20 protein-coding genes and 1 riboswitch are annotated in these 20,644 nt (G+C 73.4%); of the genes, 12 read left to right on the top strand and 8 right to left on the bottom strand.

Annotated features, from left to right (window positions below; genetic code table 11):
- Positions 1–256: 256 nt before the first annotated feature.
- Positions 257–433: riboswitch (cyclic di-AMP (ydaO/yuaA leader) on the top strand.
- Between the two features lie 2 nt (positions 434–435).
- A complete protein-coding gene (locus NUM_RS37850) occupies positions 436–1,119 on the top strand; it encodes a LysM peptidoglycan-binding domain-containing protein (protein WP_207127171.1) in 684 nt (227 codons plus the stop codon).
- Between the two features lie 254 nt (positions 1,120–1,373).
- On the opposite strand, the gene NUM_RS23920 is transcribed toward NUM_RS37850, so the two are convergent.
- The 3 genes from NUM_RS23920 to NUM_RS23910 all read right to left on the bottom strand — a co-directional run bounded on the left by NUM_RS23920 (position 1,374) and on the right by NUM_RS23910 (position 5,197).
- Positions 1,374–1,910: a mycothiol transferase gene (locus tag NUM_RS23920; protein ID WP_207127170.1), complete on the bottom strand. Its 537-nt coding sequence runs from the start codon at positions 1,908–1,910 to the stop codon at positions 1,374–1,376.
- Between the two features lie 59 nt (positions 1,911–1,969).
- Positions 1,970–2,884 carry a cytochrome c oxidase assembly protein gene (locus NUM_RS23915; protein WP_225918810.1) on the bottom strand — a complete coding sequence of 305 codons (915 nt, stop codon included), beginning with the start codon at positions 2,882–2,884 and terminating at the stop codon, positions 1,970–1,972.
- A gap of 135 nt (positions 2,885–3,019) precedes the next feature.
- Positions 3,020–5,197 carry a transglycosylase domain-containing protein gene (locus NUM_RS23910; protein WP_207127168.1) on the bottom strand — a complete coding sequence of 726 codons (2,178 nt, stop codon included), beginning with the start codon at positions 5,195–5,197 and terminating at the stop codon, positions 3,020–3,022.
- Positions 5,198–5,530: 333 nt separating this feature from the next.
- Here NUM_RS23910 and NUM_RS23905 point away from each other — a divergent pair, with 333 nt between their 5' ends.
- The 3 genes from NUM_RS23905 to NUM_RS23895 all read left to right on the top strand — a co-directional run bounded on the left by NUM_RS23905 (position 5,531) and on the right by NUM_RS23895 (position 7,554).
- Positions 5,531–6,706 (top strand): glycoside hydrolase domain-containing protein, encoded by a 1,176-nt coding sequence (locus NUM_RS23905; RefSeq protein ID WP_207127167.1) that lies wholly within the window; start codon positions 5,531–5,533, stop codon positions 6,704–6,706.
- A gap of 73 nt (positions 6,707–6,779) precedes the next feature.
- Entirely contained in the window at positions 6,780–7,184 is a 405-nt protein-coding gene (locus tag NUM_RS23900) for a hypothetical protein (RefSeq protein WP_030447090.1), read from the top strand.
- A gap of 19 nt (positions 7,185–7,203) precedes the next feature.
- Positions 7,204–7,554, top strand: a complete 351-nt coding sequence (locus NUM_RS23895) for a DUF3817 domain-containing protein (RefSeq protein ID WP_225918809.1) — start codon at positions 7,204–7,206, stop codon at positions 7,552–7,554.
- A 21-nt stretch (positions 7,555–7,575) separates the two neighbouring features.
- Here the strand turns inward: NUM_RS23895 and NUM_RS23890 are convergent, their stop codons facing one another.
- The 5 genes from NUM_RS23890 to NUM_RS23870 form a co-directional block, all read right to left on the bottom strand.
- A complete protein-coding gene (locus NUM_RS23890) occupies positions 7,576–9,201 on the bottom strand; it encodes an NAD(P)/FAD-dependent oxidoreductase (protein ID WP_263975139.1) in 1,626 nt (541 codons plus the stop codon).
- A gap of 86 nt (positions 9,202–9,287) precedes the next feature.
- On the bottom strand, positions 9,288–9,728 hold the full coding sequence (locus NUM_RS37975; RefSeq protein ID WP_370467044.1) for a (2Fe-2S)-binding protein: 441 nt from the start codon (positions 9,726–9,728) through the stop codon (positions 9,288–9,290).
- Complete coding sequence (locus NUM_RS23880; RefSeq protein ID WP_207127164.1) at positions 9,721–10,890, bottom strand: NAD(P)/FAD-dependent oxidoreductase; 1,170 nt, start codon at positions 10,888–10,890, stop codon at positions 9,721–9,723. Before NUM_RS23880 ends, NUM_RS37975 begins: the two co-directional genes overlap by 8 nt.
- A gap of 4 nt (positions 10,891–10,894) precedes the next feature.
- Positions 10,895–11,830, bottom strand: coding sequence for a dihydrodipicolinate synthase family protein (locus NUM_RS23875; RefSeq protein WP_207127163.1), 936 nt, complete (start codon positions 11,828–11,830; stop codon positions 10,895–10,897).
- 64 nt (positions 11,831–11,894) lie between these two features.
- A complete protein-coding gene (locus NUM_RS23870) occupies positions 11,895–12,431 on the bottom strand; it encodes a cupin domain-containing protein (protein ID WP_207127162.1) in 537 nt (178 codons plus the stop codon).
- Positions 12,432–12,716: 285 nt separating this feature from the next.
- Between NUM_RS23870 and NUM_RS23865 the strand changes: the two genes are divergently transcribed.
- The 8 genes from NUM_RS23865 to NUM_RS23830 form a co-directional block, all read left to right on the top strand.
- On the top strand, positions 12,717–14,318 hold the full coding sequence (locus NUM_RS23865) for an ABC transporter substrate-binding protein (protein WP_207127161.1): 1,602 nt from the start codon (positions 12,717–12,719) through the stop codon (positions 14,316–14,318).
- Positions 14,319–14,325: 7 nt separating this feature from the next.
- Positions 14,326–15,405 carry an ABC transporter permease gene (locus NUM_RS23860; protein ID WP_207127160.1) on the top strand — a complete coding sequence of 360 codons (1,080 nt, stop codon included), beginning with the start codon at positions 14,326–14,328 and terminating at the stop codon, positions 15,403–15,405.
- 118 nt (positions 15,406–15,523) lie between these two features.
- Positions 15,524–16,447: an ABC transporter permease gene (locus tag NUM_RS23855; protein WP_207127159.1), complete on the top strand. Its 924-nt coding sequence runs from the start codon at positions 15,524–15,526 to the stop codon at positions 16,445–16,447.
- A gap of 76 nt (positions 16,448–16,523) precedes the next feature.
- Positions 16,524–17,498 (top strand): ABC transporter ATP-binding protein, encoded by a 975-nt coding sequence (locus tag NUM_RS23850; RefSeq protein WP_207127158.1) that lies wholly within the window; start codon positions 16,524–16,526, stop codon positions 17,496–17,498.
- Entirely contained in the window at positions 17,495–18,448 is a 954-nt protein-coding gene (locus tag NUM_RS23845; RefSeq protein WP_207127157.1) for an ABC transporter ATP-binding protein, read from the top strand. The genes NUM_RS23850 and NUM_RS23845 overlap by 4 nt, the downstream gene beginning before the upstream one ends.
- A complete protein-coding gene (locus NUM_RS23840) occupies positions 18,445–19,698 on the top strand; it encodes an amidohydrolase family protein (protein ID WP_225918807.1) in 1,254 nt (417 codons plus the stop codon). The genes NUM_RS23845 and NUM_RS23840 overlap by 4 nt, the downstream gene beginning before the upstream one ends.
- Entirely contained in the window at positions 19,695–20,042 is a 348-nt protein-coding gene (locus tag NUM_RS23835) for a TIGR04076 family protein (protein WP_207127156.1), read from the top strand. Before NUM_RS23840 ends, NUM_RS23835 begins: the two co-directional genes overlap by 4 nt.
- Positions 20,039–20,644 (top strand): LLM class flavin-dependent oxidoreductase (locus NUM_RS23830; RefSeq protein ID WP_207127155.1); only part of this gene is annotated, 606 nt, incomplete at its 3' end. The genes NUM_RS23835 and NUM_RS23830, both read left to right, overlap by 4 nt.

The raw sequence follows: 20,644 nt of genomic DNA, 5'->3' as shown, positions 1-20,644 counted from the left end.
GCGCGAAGCCACGCTCGATGCTGCGTATCGCGAGCGCACGGTCACTCTGTGCGGGGTTTCTGGGCGACCGCGCGGTGTGTTCCGCCTTCGTACAGCAAACACACGGTTACGCGGTGCGATTCGTCCGGTCCCGGGTGGTGTCGCACCGACTGGACGTGGCCCTCTTCACCATCGCCCCACCGAACTTTGCGTCCACGGACCCGGTGCACCTACGGTCAGCCGGTCCGCCGTCGCGGGCAACCACGGCCGGTACGCCGAGTCCATGCCGCCGACACCGTGGTTCCACGTACCTGCCAGGCATGGAGCGGGGGACCCAGGTTCCTCGGCACCGCGAACGTTGCGGTGCCTCGGGGTGAAGCCGCAGCACGCGGCCGGGCCAGTACCCCTCGGCCCGAACCCGACAGCTCACCTCGTAGGCGTCGAGGGAGACAACCCATGGCGAAGCACCGTGCCCTTTCCCCCCGGGCCAGGTTGGGTCGCAAGATCGCCGTCACGGCGGTCGCGGCCGGCGCCGTCACCGCGGTACCACTGTTCGGGCTGACCGAGGCCGCGAGCGCGTCCGGTACCAACTGGGACGCGATCGCGCAGTGCGAGTCCGGCGGCAACTGGGCCATCAACACCGGCAACGGCTACTACGGCGGCCTGCAGTTCTCCCAGAGCACCTGGGACGCCAACGGCGGCGACCAGTACGCGGCGCGCGCCGACCAGGCCAGCCGCAGCCAGCAGATCGCCGTCGCCGAGCGCGTCAAGGCCAGCCAGGGCATCGGCGCCTGGCCGGTGTGCGGCGCGCACGCCGGCGACGCGGGCAACTACTCCGGCAGCAACACCGACGGCTCCGGCGGCGGCTCGTCGACCGGCGGTTCCTCGACCGGCGGCTCGTCCTCCGGCGGCTCGTCGACCGGCGGCTCGTCGGCGGGTGGCTCGGCCTCGCAGCTGCCGGCCACGCACGCGCAGAAGAAGGGCCCGAAGTACACCGTCAAGCACGGTGACACGCTGTCGGCCATCGCGACCAAGCACAAGGTCACGGGCGGCTGGCAGGAGCTCTACGCCAACAACGGCAAGACGCTCCACGGCAACCCGAACCTGATCTTCCCCGGTCAGGTCCTCGTCCTGGCCTGACGCCAAGCCCGCTCTCCCGGTGTGCCGGGTCACCCCCCCGGCCCGGCACGCCACCTCCTGAAGAAGGTGCGGTGCGCCCTCCCCCCGGCGCCCGACACCGGCGCGGTGCGGTTCGCCGTACCGCCGCGGGTCGCGACTCCCCCCGCCGCGTCCCGCGCCGATCCGGCCGGCCATCGTCCACTGTGGACCATGGCCGGCCGTCGGCGGCACGGCGGCACGGCGCGGCGGCGGTACTCGGCCAGGGCGGAGCCGGCTCAGCCCCAGGCGGCACCCGGCTGCTGCTTGACCCCGTGCCCGACCGCGCCGTCGATCGACTCGCGCAGCACGTCGGCATGACCGGCGTGCCGGGACAGTTCCTCGATCGAGTGCAGCACCAGCCAGCGCACCGTGTACGCGGTGTCGTTCGGCAGCCACTGCCGCACGTTCGCCGGGATGTCCACCACCCGGTCCAGGTCCGGCTCGGCCAGCAGCACCTGCTCGGTGCGCCGGCCCACCTCGTCCCACTCGGCCAGCAGCGCCGGCACCGTGTCCGCGTCGGTCAACTGCCAGCCGGCCTGCCACTTCGCCACCGGGTCGGCGGCCTCCTCGGCGCCGGCGATCCGGTTGATCATCGTGCGCTCGCCGTCGATGCAGTGCTTGATCAGCGCCGACAGGCTCAGCGCGCTGGCCGACGGCACCGAGCGGGCCTGCTCCTCGTCGAGCCCGGCGACCGCCTGCCGGTAGGCCTCCCGCTGACCGGCCAGGAATCGGACCAGCAGCTGCTGCTCGGATGCGATCTCGTCGTTCGTCATGCCCTCAGTCTGACCCGCACAGCGGTCAGTTCCGGTCCGCAACCGGCGAACCGGCCGCCTCAGCTCTGCCGGTTCAGCCGGGCCAGATACGCGTTGTACGCGGCGAGCGCGGCGTCGCCGTCCCGATCGGCGGCCCGGTCCTCCCGGCGCGCCCGCCGCTCATCGTCCTTGATCCACTGCGCGAACAGCGCGACCACCACCAGCAGCGTCGGCGCCTCACTGAACGCCCAGGCGATGCCGCCGCCGGTGTGCTGGTCGGACAGCGCGTTGATGCCCCAGAACAGCGGCGGATGCGCGAACGTCTTCGTGATCAGCGAGGCCGACTGCATGACCGCGATCCCGAAGAACGCGTGGAACGGCATCGCCAGGAACAGCTCGATCATCCGGAAGATGTGCGGCGGCCGGTGCGGCGCCGGGTCGGTGCCCATCACCGGCCAGAAGAAGATCCAGCCGACCAGGATGAAGTGCACCAGCATCCAGTGATGCCCGAGCCAGCTGCTCATCACGAAGTCGAACAGCGGCGTGAAGTAGAGGCCGTACAGGCTGGCGATGAACAGCGGCAGGGTGAAGACCGGTGAGGTCAACACCCGCGCCGCCCGGGACCGCAGCACCTTGACGAGCACCTCGCGCGGGCCGACCTTGCCGCGCGGCGCGGGCCGGATCGCCCGCAACGCCAGCGTGATCGGCGCCGCCAGCAGCAGCAGGATCGGCGAGAACATGCTCAGCACCATGTGTTGGGTCATGTGCACCGAGAACATCGCCATCCCGTACGTGCCGAGCCCGGTGCAGGTGACGAACAGGATGGAGACGAGCCCGCCGAGCCATGCCACCGTGCGCAGCACCGGCCACTGCACGCCGCGCCGGCGCAACCGGAACACGCCGGCCAGGTACACCGCGGCGGCGGCCAGGCAGCAGAGCAGGAAGAACCAGTCGATGGACGGTGCCAGCAGGCGGTTCAGGGTCGGCGCGAGCATCGGTCCCATGTGACCCATTCCCGGCATGACCCACCCCCTGTACCCGTCGGCTCCACCGTACGCGCGGCGCACGGTGCGGTACCCGGCAGGTACGGCACCGGTGACCGGCCCGACGGCGGCCGATGGGCGGGCCGGTCAGTGGTGGTGGCGGCGCTGGTGGCCGGGCTTGTGCCGGCCGCTGGACAGGTGTCCGGCGATCTTCTTCGACGGCTTGCCGAACTGCCGGACGGCATGCCCGGCGAGCGAGCGCCGGATCGTGTTGCCGACCGCCCAGTCGACCTTGTCCGCGTACGCGTCCCCGACGGCGTTGCGGGGATTGTCCGGATCGGCGGCGATCGCCGCCGCGGCGAGCTGCGGGGTGAACCCGACGAACGTCGCGGTCTGCGTGTTGTCGGTGGTACCGGTCTTGCCGGCGAACGGTCGCCCGATGGCGGCGCCGAACCCGTTCGGTGCCGTACCCCCGTTGCACCGCTTGTAGTAGCTCTGCTGCCCGACCGGGCAGCGGGCCGCGTCGGTGGCGGCGCGGGCCACGTCGGCGGAGATCACCCGGTGGCAGTCGGCGCCCGGGATCGAGACCGCCTTGCCGTCCCGGTTCGCCACGGTGAGCACGCTGCGCGGCGCGCAGTAGACCCCCTCCGCGGCGACCGTCGCGTAGGCGTTCGCCAGGTCCAGCGGGGTCACCGCCGACACGCCGAGGGTGAACGCGCCCCACTCGTGCGGGTGGGCGGCCAGCCTGGCGTCGGACGGGGCGCGGAACCGGATGCCCAGCTTCTTCGCCATCGCGACCGCCTTCTCCGCCCCGACCTGCTGTTCCAGCCAGGCGAAGTAGGTGTTGACCGAGCGGCCGAAGCCGTCCCACATCATCCGTTTGCCGTCCATCCAGGACGGGTTGGCGTTGCTCGGACACCAGTAGCCGCCGCAGCTGGCCGGGCCGCCGCCCACCGGGTACCTCGTCTTCAGCTTCGCCGGCGCCTTGAACGAGGTGGCGAGCGGCTTGCCGGCCGACAGCGCGGCCAGCATGGTGAACATCTTGAACGTCGAGCCGGCCTGGTAGCCGTAGATGTCGCCGCCGCCGGAGATCAGCGGGTTGGTGGTGTTCGGGTAGTTGCCGCGCTGCCCGTTGTGCCGGGTCGATCTGCCGTTGTGGCTGGTGTCCAGGCTGTAGTTGCGGTTGGTCGCCATCGCCTGCACCTTGCCGGTGCGCGGCTGCACCACCGCCATGCTGATCGCGTACGGGTTGTGCGTGGACACCTGGCGCAGCACCTCGTGCTGCGCGATCTGCTGCACCTTCGGGTCCAGCGTGGTGACGATCTTGAAACCGCCCCGGTTCAGCGTGTCCAGCCGCGCCTGCCGGGTGTCGCCGAACTGCTGCTGCGCGGTCCACCAGGTCAGGAAGTAGTCGCAGAAGAAGCCCCAGTCGCGGTGCTTGGCCGGCACGTCGACGCAGCCGTTGGGTACCTCGGAGGGGTGCAGGCCGAGCGGGCTGCGTTTCGCCGCGGCGGCCTGCTTCGCGTCGACGTAGTGCAGCGCCACCATCTGGTCCAGCACGTAGTTGCGGCGCTGGGTGGCCGGCTTCGGGTCGGCCTGCGTCGGGTCGTACGCGTCGGGCGCCTTGACGAGGCCGGCGAGCAGCGCGGCCTGCGGCAGCGTCAGCTTCGACGGCGGCACCGAGAAGTAGCGCTCGCTCGCCGCGTACACCCCGTACGCCTGGTGGCCGAACGCGGCGATGTTGAGGTAGCGGCGCAGGATCTCGGTCTTGGACATCCGCTTCTCCAGCGCCAGCGCGTACCGCATCTCGCGCAGCTTGCGGTCCGCGGTCTGCGCGGTGGCCGCCCGCGCCTGCTCCGGCGTCTTCGCCGCGGTGAACAGCACGTTCCGGACGTACTGCATGGTCAGCGTGGACGCGCCCTGCCGCACGTCGCCGGCGCTGTTGTTCGCGATCAGCGACCGCAGCACGCCGTGCAGGTCGACCCCGTGGTGCTGGTAGAACCGGGTGTCCTCGGCGGCGACGATGGCCCGCCGCATCACCGGCGGGATCTCGTCGGCCCCGACATCCCTGCGGTTCTGCTCGTAGAACGAGGTGATGACGGTCTTGCCGTCGGCCGCGTAGAGGTAGGAGTTCTCCGGCGACGGCGGGATGGTCAGCTCGGTCGGCAGGTCCTCGAAGGTGTCCGAGCCGGTCTTCGCGGCGAAGCCGGTGGCACCGACCGCGGGGAACGCGACCGCGGCGACGACGACGCCGGCGAGCACGCTCGCCAGCAGCAGGTACGCGAGGTTCAGCAGGGGATGCCGGTCGCGGTCGGGGTTGGCCACGCGGCGAGGCTACCGCGAAGCGCACAGTAGACGCAGAACCGGCGGAATCGCGTGATCGCCCCAGAACGCACAGTGAGCATCAGTCGGGTCGTCCGGACCCCGAGCACGGTCGGGCCACCGGCTGACAAAGCCGGAAATGCCGACGTGCACACAAATGCGAGTGATAGGCAGGGGCATGTCTTGCGGTACCCGGCGGGCGCCTTGACGCCGTTGGGGACGGGCCGGGTGCCGGCGGACCCGACGGGGGGAGGGTGCGCGGTGCGCTCAGTGATCCGAAACAACCGCACTACGCAGGCAACGCACCGGAAGGTTTCGATACTGGTCGGCGCCACGGTGCTGGTGGCCACGGCGGCGCTGGGCGGCGGTACCGGTGCCGCGGCGCCGGCCGGCAGGCTGGTGACCTACCACGGGGTGAGCCTCCGGGTGCCGGCCGGCTGGCCGGTGATCGACCTGGACCGGCATCCCGACACCTGCGCCCGCGTCGACCGGCACGCGGTCTACCTCGGGACGCCGAGCGACTCGGCCGACTGCCCGCCGCGCATCTACGGCCGCACCGAGACGATCAGCCTGCGCCCGGCGGCGGCGACCGCGGCGCCGGGCAGCGCCGTCGTGCCGCGCGGGGTGCCCGAGGCCGCGCCGCGCAGCACCGACCACACCGGCCGGCTCGCGCTGGCCGCCGCGGGCGTCGAGCTGACCACCACGTACGGCAGCCGGCCGGAGCTGGTCGACGCCGCCCTGGCCAGCGCCCGGATCACCGAGCACGCCCACCCCCGGACGATCCGGGAGCCGGAGAACGAGCCGGCGGTGAGCACGAAGGTGCCGGGCACGTTCCACGGGTACGGCTTCGACTCCTGCGCAGCGCCGACCTCGAAGACGATGGACGCCTGGCTCGCGAAGGCACGGTTCCGCGCGGTCGGGGTGTACATCGGCGGCGGCGACCTCGGCTGCCCCAACCAGCCGAACCTGAACCCGGCCTGGGTGGCCCGGCAGACCGGCAAGGGCTGGCACGTGTTCGCCATGTACGTCGGGCGGCAGGCGCCGTGCTCGGGCGAGCCGTACCGGATCACCAGCGCGGCGAAGGCGTCCGATCAGGCCAAGGCGGACGCCACCGACGCGGTGCGGCAGGCGAAGCACTACGGCCTCGCCGCCGGGTCGATCATCGTGCACGACATGGAGTTCTACCCGCGCGGCGGGTCCTGCTCGACCGCGGTGCTGCGCTACCTGTCCACCTGGACGGCGACGATCAACGCGCTGCACTACCGGTCCGGGGTGTACTCCAGCCGGGCCGCGGCGATCGACGAGCTGGTCGCCGCCCGCAAGGCGGGCACGTACCGGATGCCCGGCACGATCGATTTCGCCCAGTGGGACAAGAAGCCGACCGTCGCCAGCAGCTACATCCCGAGCAGCTACTGGGTGGGGCACCGGATGAAGCAGTACTGGGGTGCGCACTCCGAGACGCACGGCGGCATCAAGATCAACATCGACGCCGACTGGCTCTACGTGCACTGAGCACGGGTGCCGCGGGCCGCCCCGGCGGTACCGGGGCGGCGGGTGCCGATCGGGTCGCGGGTAGTCTCGGGCCATGCGACGGTTCCTGTCGCCCCGTTGGCTGGCGCTGCACCTGCTGATGGTGCTGGCGTTCGGTGTCTGCCTGTTCATGTCCTGGTGGCAGCTCACCCGCGCCCAGGGCGGCAACGCGTTGAGCTGGGGCTACACCTTCGAGTGGCCGGTGTTCGGGGTGTTCGCCGTGGTCTTCTGGGCCCGGCTGATCCGGGACGAGCGGCGCAAGATCTCCGCCGAACCCCAGCCGGAGCCGGAGCGGCTCACCGCGCCGGTGCTGCCCGGCGCGCCGCGCCCGATCCGCCGCACCGAGCGGCAGGTGCCGGCCACGACGGTCGAGGACGACCCGGAACTCGCCGCCTACAACGCCTACCTGGCCTGGCAGAATGCCAACCCGCACCGCAGCCGCCGGGACTACCCGGGCTGAGACGACGAAAGGCAGCACCGTGGACGCTTCCGTCAGTGGCGCACTCACCCGCTACCGCATCATCGCGATCGTGGTGAGCGTCGGCCTGGTCGTCCTGTTCGGGATCGGGGTGCCGCTCAACCACCTGGCGCACATCTCGATCGTGTCCGCGATCGTCGGCCCGCTGCACGGCTTCCTCTACATGGTGTTCCTGGTGCTCACCTTCGACCTGGCCCGCCGGCTGGACTGGCCGTACGGCCGGATGCTCGTGGTGATGCTGTGCGGCACCATCCCGGTCGTGTCGTTCGTCGCCGAGCACGTCACCACCAAGCGGGTGCGCGCCGACATCGCCGCCCGCACCGAGGCCGCGGAGCACGCCGCCACCGCCTGACCGCGACCGCCCCTCCGCCCGTCAGTCGGGGTCGGACAGCGCGGCCAGCGGGATCGGTTTCACCGGCGGGCGCGCCGTGTAGCTGCCGACCGCCGCCACGTCCTGACCGGTCTCGGCCGCGACCAGCGCGCACAGCGCCGGCTGGCACGACCGGCCCTGGCACATCCCCATTCCGGCCCGGGTGACCAGCTTGACCGCATTGGCGGTACGCAGGTGCGGGTGGTCGCGCAGCGCCGAGCGCACCGTGCCGACCGTCACCTCCTCGCAGCGGCACAGCACCGTGTCGTCGGTGCGTACCGCGGCGAGCGTCGCGTCCGGCGCGACGAACGTGCCGGCGAGCAGCCCGGCCAGCCGGCCGCGCCGGCGCAGCTCGCGGCGTACCGGTCGGGCCAGCCGGTCGGCGGCGGCCGGGGCGAGGAGGCCCAGTTCGGTCAGCGCGCCGAGACCGGCGAGCCGTCCCTCGGCGGCGGCCTGCTCGGCACCGGCGACACCGGTGATCTCGCCCGCCACGTACACCCCCGGCAGGCTGGCGCGCTGCCACCGGTCGTGCTCGATCACCCAGCCACCACCCGCCGGGTCGTACCGGGTGGCGCAGCCGGCCTGCCGGGCCAGCTCGGTGGACGGCACGAACCCGTACCCGAGGGCGAGCACGTCGGCCTCGACCTCCCGCCCGGTGCCCGGCACCGGCGTGCCGTCGGCGGCCAGCTCGACCAGCCGCACCGCGCCCAGCGTGCCGTCCGCGCCGGGCAGCGCCGCGGTCACCATGGTGCCGAACCGCACCGGTACCCTCGCCCGGCGCAGCGCGGCGAGCGCGCGGGCGCCCTCGGCCAGCTTGCCGGCGTTGCCGGCGGCCGCGGGCAGCGCGCGCAGCGCCGCGGCGAGCGCCGGCCGGCGTACCGCGAGCGCCACCTCGGCCACCTCGGCGCCGGCGGCGAGCAACTGCGCGGCGACGACCAGTACCAGCGGGTGGGCGCCGGCCAGGACGAACCGGCGGCCCGGCACCAGCCGCTGCGCCTTCACGAACACCTGCACCCCGCCGGCGGTCAGCACCCCGGGCAGCGTCCAGCCGGGGAACGGGACCGGCAGGTCGTACGCGCCGGCGGTGAGCAGCAGCAGCCGCGGGTGCACCAGCCGGGTACCGGCCGGGCCGTGGGTGGCGAGCCGCAACCGCCTCGGCGCCAACGGTTCCGCCGGGTCGACGGCGCGCCCGTCGGGGCCGGCGCCGTGGACGCGCGGGACGGCGCCGCCGGCGTCGGGGACGCCGGGGGTCGCGTCGCCGGGAACGGCCGGGGGCGCGGCACCGGGGACGCCCGGGGTCGCGGCGCCGGGAGCGGCCGGGGCGGCGGCGCCGGGGGCGGTCGGGGCGGCGGCGAAGTCGTCGAGGCCGGCGCCGGCACCGAAGACACCCCAGGCGACGGTGCCCGGCCACCATCGCAGCGGGGCTTCGGCGGCGGCCGCGAGCAATCGGCGACCGGCTGGGATCGCGGTACCCGCCGGGGCGCCGCGCGCGGTGAACGTCGCCGGTGGCTGCCGGTAGATCTGGCCGCCGGGCCGGTGCTGTTCGTCCACGACGAGGACGCGGGCGCCGTGGTCGGCGAGCACGGTGGCGGCCGCGAGGCCGGCCGGCCCGGCGCCGACGACCGCCACGTCCGGATCCTCATCCGTCCACTGTGGACGATCAGGGTTCCGGCCGGCGACGGGACCCGGCTGCGCGGCTGCCGCGCTCGTCGCGGTCATCGGTCGGTCGCCACCCGCATACCGGGCCGCACCGCGACCGAGCAGGACCGGACCGCCGGCACCCCGTCGACGGTGACCAGGCACTCGAAGCAGACGCCCATGTTGCAGTACGGCCCGCGCAGCGCACCGGACGCGGTACGCCGGGTGGCCCGGATGCCGGCCGCGAACAGCGCCGCCGCGAGCGACTCGCCCGGGTACGCCGGGACCGGCCGACCGTCCACGACGAGGTCGACCCGCTCCGGCAGCTCGATCCCCGCCCGGTACCGGCCGGGCTCGGACCGATCGCCCCCGTCCGAGCCAGCCCCCGGACCCCGGCCCGGGGAGGGACCAGGCTGCGCGGCCAGCCGCCGGGAGGTGCCGGTCCGCGAGCGGCCGTCCGAGGCGGCGCGCGAGGCGCCGGTCCCCGGCGTGCGGTGGCGGGAGACGTGGTCAGACAAAGTTCAGGAATCCAAACCGGGCGGGCGAGTACTCGCCGATCGGCAGCGACGGCGCGCCGGACAGCATCGTCTCCGCGAGCAACCGCGCGTACGTCGGCCCGAGCGTGAACGCCGACCCGCCGGTCGCGGCGAACAGCCCCGGCCGGCGCGGGATCTCGCCGAGGACGGGCAGCTGGTCCGGGGTCAGCGTGGTCGCGCCGGACCAGCACCGCAGCACCGGCAGCCGCAGTACCGCCGGGACCACCCGGGCGGCGTCGGCGTTGCCGGCGAGCGACTCGTACCGCAGGTCCGGCGCGGCGTCCAGGTCGATGTGGCCGGCCCGGGTACGGAACTTCGCCGGCCAGCCGCCGCCGATCAGCACGTTGCCGTCGCCGCTCTGCTTCATCGACAGCCGCCGGCCGACGTGCTGGATCAGGTGCGGCAGCAGCGGCGGCGCGGGCGCGGTGACCGTCATCGACAGCGCCACCGGGATCACCGGCAGCCGGATGTCGGCCATCGCCGCCACCTCGGCGGTCCACACGCCGGCGGCGATCACCACCGCCGTGGCGGCCAGGACCCGGCCGTCGTCGAGCGTCAGCCGCCACCCGCCGGCGGCGTGCGTCAACCCGACCAGCCGGGTACCGGTGTGGATCGTGGCGCCGGCCCGGGTCGCCGACCGCGCGTACGCGAGGGTCACCAGCCGCGGGTTCGCCTTGCCCTCGGCCGGCGCGTACGCGGCACCAAGGACCGTGTCGGACAGGTACGGGGCGAGCGCGCGCAGCTCCGCGCCGGTGCGCACGGTCACGTCCAGGCCGTACCGGCGTTCCAGCGCTGCCTTGCGGCCGAGCCGGTCCAGTTCGTCGGGGGTCTCGGCCAGCATCAGCCCGCCGTGCTGGGCCACCCCGACCGGTTCGGCCAGCTCGGCCGCAAGGCCCGCCCAGGCGCGCTGGGCGTCGAGGTGCAGCGGCAGCGCCCGGGCGGCGCGCGCCGCCGCGTCGGTGCCGTCGGCGACCATCCGGTACTCCAGCTGGAAGTGCAGGCTGCCCGCGTTCTGCCCGGAGGCGTGCCGGTTCAGCTGGTCCTTCTCCAGCAGCACGACACTGCTGCCGGCTCGGGCGAGGTGGTGGGCGGTGGCGCAGCCGAGCAGCCCGCCGCCGACCACGGCCACGTCGTACCGGTCCATCGGCTCAACCGATCGGGCTGGCGTCGAGCAGGCCCAGCCGGGCCAGGGTGTCGTCGACCCGGCGCCGCTCGTCGTCGGTCAGCTCCAGCAGCGGCGCCCGGACGTGGCCGGCGGGCACGCCGCGGCGGCGCAACGCGTACTTGAGGATCGCCGGTGCGGAGCCGAACCGGCCACCGAGGTCGGCGGTGAACCAGTCGCCCATCAGTACCCGGTCGCGCTCGCCCAGCCGGCGCGCCTCGGCGAGGTCGTCGCGTTCCAGGGCACGGAAGAAGTCCGGATGGTCGGCGCCGAGCACGGCGCCGGCGCCCATCAGCCCGTCACCGCCGATGCCGCGCAGCAGGGCGATCCCGGTGTCGTTGGTGGGGATGCCGAAGTAGCGGACCTTCTCGTGCAGCGCGACCAGGCCGCGCACGAAGGCGCCGAAGTCGGGGGTGGAGTTCTTCACCGCGACGACGTGCTCGACCGCGGCGAGCTCGGTCAGCAGCTCGGTGTCGAGCTCGACGTTGGTGCCGCGGGGCCAGTTGTACACGCAGATCGGGATGTCGACGGCAGCGCTGACCGCGGTGTAGAACGCGACGATCTCGCGCCGGTTCGGCACCAGGTACGGCGGCGGGGAGAGCAGGATGCCCGCGAGCCCCGCGCCGCGCGCCGCCCGCGCGTGCCGGATCGCCTCGGCCGGCGTGTACGCGTTGCACCCGCCCAGCACCGTCAGCCGGGCACCGACCCGCTCGGCCGCCTGCTCGAACAGGGTCGCGCGCTCGCGTTCGCTCAGGCTGAACCACTCGCCGGTGGTACCGGCGACGATCAGCCCGTGCATCCGCTCGGCGGCGAGCCAGTCGAGCTGCTCGCGCCAGGCGCCGGTGTCCAGCTCGCCGGACGCGGCGAACGGCGTGGTGACGGCCGGCAGGTAGCCGTGCCAGTCGACACTGTCCCGGTTCACGCTGCTGCCTTTCTCCCGGGGGGTCGAGCCGTCGGCGCACCGGCGGGGCCGGCACGCCGACGGCTCAGGGGGTGGGTGGGGTGACGGCGATGATGATGCGCGCCGCGTCGGTGCTGTCGTTGCGGTAGCGGTGCGGCAGCCGGGAGTCGAACGTGATCGACTCGCCCTCGGCGAGCCGGTGCTTCTCGCCGTTGATCTCGGCGACGACCTCGCCGGCCAGCACCACCGTGCACTCGGTGGACGGGTGCGACCACGGCTCGGGTGAGGACGCGTCGCCGGGCGACAGGTCGGCCTGCAGCACCTCCAGGTCGCCGCGGCCGGGAGTGAGCCGGTCGTACGCGATCTGGCCGCGCGGCGCGGACAGCCGGGGCCGGGAGCCGGGCCGGCTGACGTGCACCTCGGGGGCGTCGGGGTCGGCGAACAGGGCGGCGATCGAGGCGTCGAATACCCGGGCGAGCTTACGCAAGGTGGCCAGGCTCGGGTCGGTCGCGCCGTTCTCGATCTGGCTCAGCAGCGCCGGTGACACGTCGGCCTGCTGGGCAAGCTGACGCAGAGTCAGGCCGTGTTGGGCCCGCAGGTCGCGGAGTCTGTCGCCGAGCATGCCGCCCCATTCGATCGCTGAGGATGAACTTGTTTGACGAGACTACACGGGAGTGTCTAGCATGGTCAAACAGCACCAGGTAAGGTCTGCTAGAACTGAACATCACTCCGGCGCCGCCGCCCACCCTCGCGGTACCGCCCCCTCGCGCCTCGGCCGGCCACCATCACTGACCGTGTCGCGCACCCGCCCGGCAGGCAATGACGCCCGCCCCCGGCCACGCACCGTGACCCGTCGGCCGTGCCCGCACGGCCGCTCCCCCGCACCCCCGCCCGAAGGGAATCCGCCATGTCGGCGACGCCGCGCCTGATGCGCCGCGCCGGGATCGCGCTGACCGCGCTCGCCCTGGCCAGCACCGCTGCCGCCTGCTCCGCGGGTGGTGACGCCGGCTCGGCCGGCGGCAGCACGCTCACCATCGACACGTCCTTCGTCATCAAGAGCCTCGACCCGGGCCACGTGTACGAGGCGACCGGCAACACCGCCGTGCACGCCATGTACGACACGCTGCTGACGTTCCACGGCGCGGACATGAGCAAGCCGCAGCCGGACCTCGCCACCTCGTACCAGGCGTCGGCGGACGCGAAGACGTTCACCTTCCACCTGCGCAAGGACGCCACGTTCGGCAACGGCGACAAGCTGACCGCCGACGACGTGGTGTTCAGCCTGAACCGGCTGCGCAACCTCAAGGCGAGCCCCTCGGTCACGGTGGCGAACCTGACCGCGAGCAAGACCGACGCGTACACCGTGGTGGTGCACGCGGCGAAGGCCGACCCGAACGTGCCGGTGATCCTGACCCAGCCGTACACCGGGATCGTGAACTCCAAGCTGGTCAAGGCCAAGGGCGGTACCGACGGCGCCGACGCGGCGAAGACCGACAGCGCGCAGAAGTACCTGGACGCCACGTCCGCCGGCTCCGGGCCGTACCTGCTGGACAGCTTCGACGCCTCGTCCCAGCTGGTGCTCAAGGCGAACCCGAAGTACTGGGGGGCCAAGCCGAAGTTCAGCCGGGTGGTGCTGCGCAACATGGACGTGCAGAACCAGAAGCTGACCATGTCCCGGGCCAAGGGCCCCGAGCTCGCGCTGGACCTGTCCGGCAAGATGCTGGAGGGCCTGCCGTCGTCGCTGCGGCAGTCCAGCGCCGACGACACCTTCTACTTCCTGACCCTGAACGCGGATCCGAAGATCTCGAAGACCACCAGCAACCCGGCGTTCGTCCAGGCGGTGCGGGCGGCGATCGACTACCGCGGCGTGGCGAGGCTGTTCGGCGGCAACGCGAGCCCGGCCGCCGGCGTGGTGCCCCCGGCGTTCCCGGGTGCGCTGCCGGCCAGCGAGGCGCAGCACCAGGATTTGGCCAAGGCGCGCAAGCTGCTCGCCGACGCCGGGCTGCACGCCCCGTCGGTCAAGCTGATGTACCCGTCGATCACCTACCGCGGCGTGGATCTCGGCACGATCGCGACGAAGGTGCAGGGCGACGCCAAGAAGGCCGGGATCAGGCTGACGCTCGACCCGCAGCCACTCACCTCGTTCCTGAACGCGCAGCAGTCCGGCAAGGTCGCCATGCGGTTCAGCCCGCAGAGCCTGAACTACCCGGTCGCCGCGTCGCTGGTGAACAACCTGGCGCCGGGCCAGGGTACGGCCGCCACCACCGGCTGGACCGTCGCCCGGGCCGACCAGGACGTGGTCGCCGCCGGCAAGAAGGTACAGGCGACGCTCGACCCGGCCGCGCAGCAACGCGCCCTGCAGGACTGGCAGCGGCTGCTGAACCAGCACTCGCCGTACATTCCGATGGCGTACAACTCCGGCGTCGTGGTGGCCGCGCCGACGCTGAGCGGCGCGGTGTACGCACCGGCCGGGTGGCAGGTGGACATCGCGGCCGTCGGGACCAAGTGAGCCGCCGATGACCGCGACGACGACGGCCGCGGCGGGCACCCGGCCCGCCGCGCGCCGGCCGCGGGTGCCGAACCTGGTGCGGTTCCTGGGCAAGCGGGTCGCCATCACGATCGGACTGCTGTGGGGCGTCACCGTGGTGACGTTCGCGCTGGTCCACGTGGTGCCCGGGGACGCGGCGACGGCGAACCTGTCCGAGCAGGCGCTCAACGACCCGGCCGTGGTCGCCGCCTACCGCGCCAAGTGGGGGCTCGACCAGCCGATCTGGCAGCAGTACCTGCACTACCTGGGCAACCTGCTGCACGGCGACCTCGGCACCTCGCAGCAGACCGGGCGGCCGGTGCTCACCGACCTGGTGCAGTACGTGCCGGCGACGCTGGAACTGGCCGTGCCGAGCATGATCCTGGCCCTGGTCGTCGGTACCGCGGTGGGCATGCTCGCCGCGGTCCGGCACGGCCGGGCCTCGGACCAGGTGGTACGGGTCGGTTCGCTGCTCGGGCTGTCCACGCCGCCGTTCTGGCTCTCGCTGGTCGTGCTGTACCTCTTCTTCTACCTGCTCGGCGTCTCCCCGTCCGGCGGCCGGCTCAGCCCGCAGTTCGCGCCACCGCCGTCGGTGACCGGCATGTACACCGTGGACGCCGCGCTCGCCGGCCAGTGGGCCGCGGCGTGGGACGCGGTGCAGCACCTGGTGCTGCCCGTACTCGTGCTGACCTGCCTGACCGTGGCGACGCTGATCCGGTTCGTCCGGTCGGCGATGCTGGAGGTGCTGCAGCAGGACTACATCCGGGCCGCGTACGCGAAGGGGTTGCCGACCCGCACGGTGCTCGGGCGGCACCTGTTGCGGGCCGGGCTGGTACCGGTGATCACGGTGTCCGGGCTGGCGTTCGCGTCGCTGCTGTCCGGCACCGTGCTGGTGGAGAACATCTTCGGCTGGCCGGGCCTCGGTCAGTACGCCTTCCGCAGCGCCACCGGGCTGGATCTGCCGTCGATCCTCGGTGTCAGCCTGTTCGTCGCCCTGGTGTACACCGGCGTCAACCTGCTGGTGGACCTGCTCTACGGGCTGATCGACCCGCGAATCAGGCTGTCATGACCGGACCAGTGACGGGCATCGGGCCCGGCCGCCCACGCGGCGCGCCGGCCGTCGAGGACCCGGTCCGGTTGCGTACCGGCGTTGCCGAGCACGGAGGACGCTCGTGAGCGAGCCGACCATGACCGAACCCCCCACGGCGGTGGACCTCGCCGACCGCCGGGTCCGCAAGCCGCTCGCCCGCCGCAGCTGGCTGCGCCGGCTGCGCGGTACCAGCGCCGGCCACCCCCTGTGGCGGCAGCCGCTGACCGTGGTGTCGGTGACGATCCTCGTCGCCTGGCTGTTGATCGCCGCGCTGGCACCGCTGATCGCCCCGTACGATCCGCTGGCGCAGCACGCGGCGACCTACCTGCCGCCGTCCGGCGCGCACCCGTTCGGCACCGACGAGCTGGGCCGCGACATCCTCAGCCGGCTCGTCTACGGCGCCCGGCTGTCGATCCCGCTGGCGCTGGTCATCGTGGCGCTGGCGCTCGCGGTCGGCGGCGTGCTCGGCCTGGTCGCCGGCTACCTCGGCCGGTTCGTCGACGAGGCGCTGATGCGCCTGACCGACCTGGTGTTCGCGTTCCCGCAGATCATCCTCGCGATGGCGGTGTCCGCGGCGTTCGGGCCCAGTACCCGCAACGCCGTGCTGGCGCTGGTGATCGTGTCCTGGCCGGTGTACGCCCGGGTCATCCGCAGCGCGGTGCTGACCGTGCGCGGCGAGGACTACCTGCACGCCGCCCGGTTGCTCGGCGTCGGGCCGATCCGCGCGCTGCGCCGCGACGTGGTGCCCAACAGCGTCGGCCCCGCGGTCGTGCTGGCCACGCTGGAGCTGGGCAACGCGGTGCTGATGCTCGCCGCGCTGTCGTTCCTGGGCCTCGGGCCGCGGCCGCCGGCGCCGGAGTGGGGCGCGATGATCGCGCTCGGCTCGCACGACCTGTCGAAGTGGTGGGTCAGCGTGTTCCCCGGCCTCGCCATCCTGACCGTCGTGCTCGCGTTCAACATCCTCGGCGACGCGCTGCGCGACCGGATCGACCCCCGCTACGCGAAGGGGCGTGAGACATGAGCGAGCGTCAGCGAGCGAATCATGGGCATCGTGTGCCTTGGTGCCTCATCGGCGTTCCGACGAAGGAGGAACGGCGATGAGCGGGAGTGCTTTGCTGTCCCTGGACCGGCTCGCCGTCACGCTGCCCGGTGGCGTACCGGTGATCCACGACGCGACGCTGCACGTCGAGCCGGGCGAGATCGTCGGCATCGCCGGGGAGTCCGGTTCCGGCAAGAGCCTCACCGCCGCGGCCCTGCTGAACCTGCTGCCGGCCGGCTCGCGGGTCACCGGCGGCGCCACGTTCGCCGGCGAGGACCTGCTCGGGCTGGACCGGGCGGGCTGGCGCCGGATCCGCGGCGCCGGCATCTCGATGGTGTTCCAGGACCCGACCGCGGCACTGCACCCGATGCTGCCGATCGGCCGGCAGCTCACCGAGCACATGCGCCGGCACCTCGGACTGTCCAGGTCCGACGCCCGGGCCCGCGCGGTCGAGCTGCTCGACCAGGTGCGCATCCCCGACCCGCAGCGGACGCTGCGGTCCTACCCGCACCAGTTCTCCGGCGGCATGCGGCAGCGGGTGGCGATCGCGATCGCGCTGGCCTGCCGGCCCAAGCTGCTGATCGCCGACGAGCCGACCACCGCCCTGGACGTGACCGTACAGGCGGGGATCCTGGCTCTGCTGAGCCGGCTGCGGGACGAGACCGGGCTGTCGGTGCTGTTCATCACGCACGACCTCGGGGTGCTGAGCGCGCTGACCAGCCGGACCTACGTGTTCTACGCCGGGCGGGTGATGGAGACCGGGCCCACCGGCGCGCTGCTGTCGACGCCCCGCCATCCGTACACCGCCGCGTTGCTCGGCGCGCGCCCGCACGGCGCCGCCGGCGTCGGTTCGCTGCGACCGATCCCGGGCAGCCCGGTGGTGCCGGGGCAGGCACCGCCCGGCTGCCCGTTCGCCCCGCGGTGCGACTTCGCCACCGCCGACTGCACGAGCGCGCCACCGGAACCTGCGCCGATCGGTACGGACCGGTTGTCGGCCTGTCCGGTCGCGCCCGAGCTGGAGGTGACGCCATGACCGCGCCGCTGCTGGACATCGACGAGCTCGCGGTCGAGTACCGCTCCCGGGCGCGCGGCGCGGTGCGGGCGGTCGCCGGGGTCAGCCTGTCCGTCGCGGCCGGCGAGATCGTCGGCCTGGTCGGCGAGTCCGGCTGCGGCAAGTCCTCGCTGGCCCGCGCCGCGGTCGGGCTGACCGCGCCGCACGCCGGTACGGTCCGGTTCGACGGCCGGCCGGTCACGCCGGTGCGGTGGGCGAAGCGGCCGGCCGCCGAGGTCGGGCTGCAGATGGTGTTCCAGAACCCGTACGCGTCGCTGAACCCGCGGCGCCGGATCGGCGACCAGATCGCGGACGGGCTGCCCGCCGGCCTGCCCCGCGAGCAGGTACGGGGCCGGGTCGCCGAGCTGCTCGACCGGGTCGGGATGGGCGCCGACACCGCGGCCAAGTACCCGCACCAGTTCTCCGGCGGGCAGCGGCAACGGCTCGCGATCGCCCGCGCGCTCGCCGGCGAGCCGTCGATGATCATCGCGGACGAACCGGTCACCGCGCTGGACGCCTCGTCCCAGGCGCAGGTGGTCAACCTGCTGGTCCGGCTGGTCCGGGAGCTGGGCATGGGGATGCTGTTCATCTCGCACGACCTGGCGCTGGTCCGCCAGATCGCCGACCGCACCGCGGTGATGTACCTCGGCAAGGTCGTCGAGGTGGCGCCGACCGCCCGGCTCTGGTCGGCGCCGAGCCACCCGTACACCCGGGCCCTGATCGACGCGGTACCGACGATCGCGGCCCGGCCCGAGCTGCCCGCGGTACTGGCCGGCGAGGTGCCCGATCCGGCGAACGCGCCGAGCGGCTGCCGGTTCCGGCCGCGCTGCCCGGCCGCGTTCGAGTCCTGTGTGGACGAACCCGCCCTGCTGCCGATCGGCGACCGCGCGTCGGTCGCCTGCTGGCTGACCACGAACGGAGCAACGGCATGATCCCGGCCGCGACCGAGCGCGTGCTCGTCAACTGCGCCCTGTACGACGGCGTCGGCAGCACGAGCGTCCCCGACCGGGGCGTGTGGATCGGCGCCGACGGTACGATCCGCGCCGTCGGCGGCTCCGACGACGTGCTGACCGAAGCCCGGTCGGTGCGCCCGCAGATCGTCGACCTCGGCGGCCGGTACCTGCTGCCCGGTCTGGTCAACATGCACGTGCATCTCGGGCTCGGGCTGCCCGGTGGGATGGCCGAGGCGGTACACCGGGCCAACCTCGCCGAGCTGGTGCTGCTGATGGCCGACTCGGCCCGCCGGACGCTGCACAGCGGAATCACCACCGTCCGGCTGGTCGGCGAGACCCGGTACGCGGACTTCGCGCTGCGCAAGGCGATCGAGGCCGGTGCCGTGGACGGGCCGCGGATCTTCACCGCCGGCCACGCGCTGTGCTGCACCGGCGGGCACGGCTGGGACGCCGACGGGCTGGAGGCCGACGGCGCGGACGGCTTCCGCCGGGCGGTACGCGAGCAGCTGCGCGCCGGCGCCGACCTGATCAAGGTGTGCGTCTCCGGCGGCATCGCCGGCGAGCACGAGCAGATCGACACCCCGCAGCTGACCGACGACGAGATGGCCGCGGTACTCGGGATCGCGCACGACTGGGGCCGCAAGGTCACCGCGCACGCCGGCCCCGCCGACACCATCGAGCGCGCCGTCGAACTCGGCCTGGACTGCGTCGAGCACGGCTACGAGCTGACCGACGAGCTGACGAGGACGATGGCGGCGCGCGGCGTCTGGTACGTCCCGACGATCACGGTGAGCCGGTGCGAGCAGTTCTTCGTGGACAGCGGCGTACCGAGCTGGATGATGGACCGGGCGCTGTCCGCCGGCCCCCGCCACTGGGACAGCCTGCAGTACGCGCTGCGCAACGAGGTGCCGATCGCGCTCGGCTCGGACATGCCGCCGCACGCGCCGTACGACGAGACGACGGCGACGGTGCGCGAGCTGGAGTTCATGGTCGAGGCCGGGATGGACACGCTGGATGCGTTGCGGGCGGCCACGATCCGGCCGGCGGAGTGGCTCGGCGTCGCCGACCGGCAGGGCACCGTCGAGGTGGGCAAGCGCGCCGACCTGATCGCGCTGACCGCCGACCCGACCCGCGACATCGCCGCGCTGCGCACCCTGCACCTGGTGCTCAAGGACGGTGCGGTGTTCCGCGACGACCTCGGTCTCACCGCCCCGCGAGGCGTGCGGTGACCGGGCGCGACGGCGGCGGGACACCGGCCGAGCCGGTGACCGAGGTGGCGGACCTGCGGGTGGTGGTGGACCGGATCGAGGGCCGGTCGGTGTGCGGCCTCGCGCCCGGCGACTTCTTCACCGTCACCCGTTCCAGCCGGCTCGCGATCGCGCCCGGCCGGCACTTCTGCCTGTACGCGCTCGCCGCGGTGCTGCCGCTGCTGCCGGCCAAGCAACGCACCCTGGACCCGGGCGACTGGCTCGCCGCCGACACCGAGGTGGCCTGCCCGGACCCCGAGGAGCGGCTGGTGATGCGGATCGAGACCACGGGTGTCAGCCGGATCCGTACCGAGGAGCTGACGTGAAGGTCAGCATCGCGCTGCAGACCGACAAGACCCTCGCCGAGTACGCGGCCCTCGGCGCGGCGGCCGAGTCGTACGGGTTCGACGGGGTCAGCGTCTTCGCCGATCTCGGTTACCAGCCACCGCTCGCCGCGCTGCTGACGATCGCCACGCACACCAGCCGGGTGCGGCTCGGGGCCGCCTGCCTCAACCCGTACCTGACGCACCCGGTGGAGCTGGCCGGGCAGCTCGCCGTGCTGGATGCCGCGTCCGACGGCCGCGCGTACCTGGGTCTCGCCCGCGGCAGCTGGCTGTCCCTGGTCGGCGTGACCCAGGACCGTCCACTTGCGACACTCCGGGAGGCGGCCGAGGCGGTCCGCCACCTGCTGTCCGGCGACACCGGCGGCTACCACGGGGAGATCTTCACGATCGAGCCGAACGCGCTCCCCCGGTACCGGCTGCACCGCCCCACCGTGGACCTGCTGCTCGGGGTGTGGGGCCCGCGCGGCGCGGCGCTCGCCGGCCGGATCGCCGACGAGGTCAAGCTCGGCGGCTGCGCCAACCCGGCCATGGTCGCCACGATGCGCGGCTGGCTGCGCGACGCGGCGACCGCGGCGGGCCGCGCC

This window comes from Actinocatenispora comari, from assembly GCF_017312725.1.
In the GTDB taxonomy this organism is placed as follows: Bacteria; Actinomycetota; Actinomycetes; order Mycobacteriales; family Micromonosporaceae; genus Actinocatenispora; species Actinocatenispora comari.
This window is presented reverse-complemented; position numbering and strand designations above follow the sequence as displayed.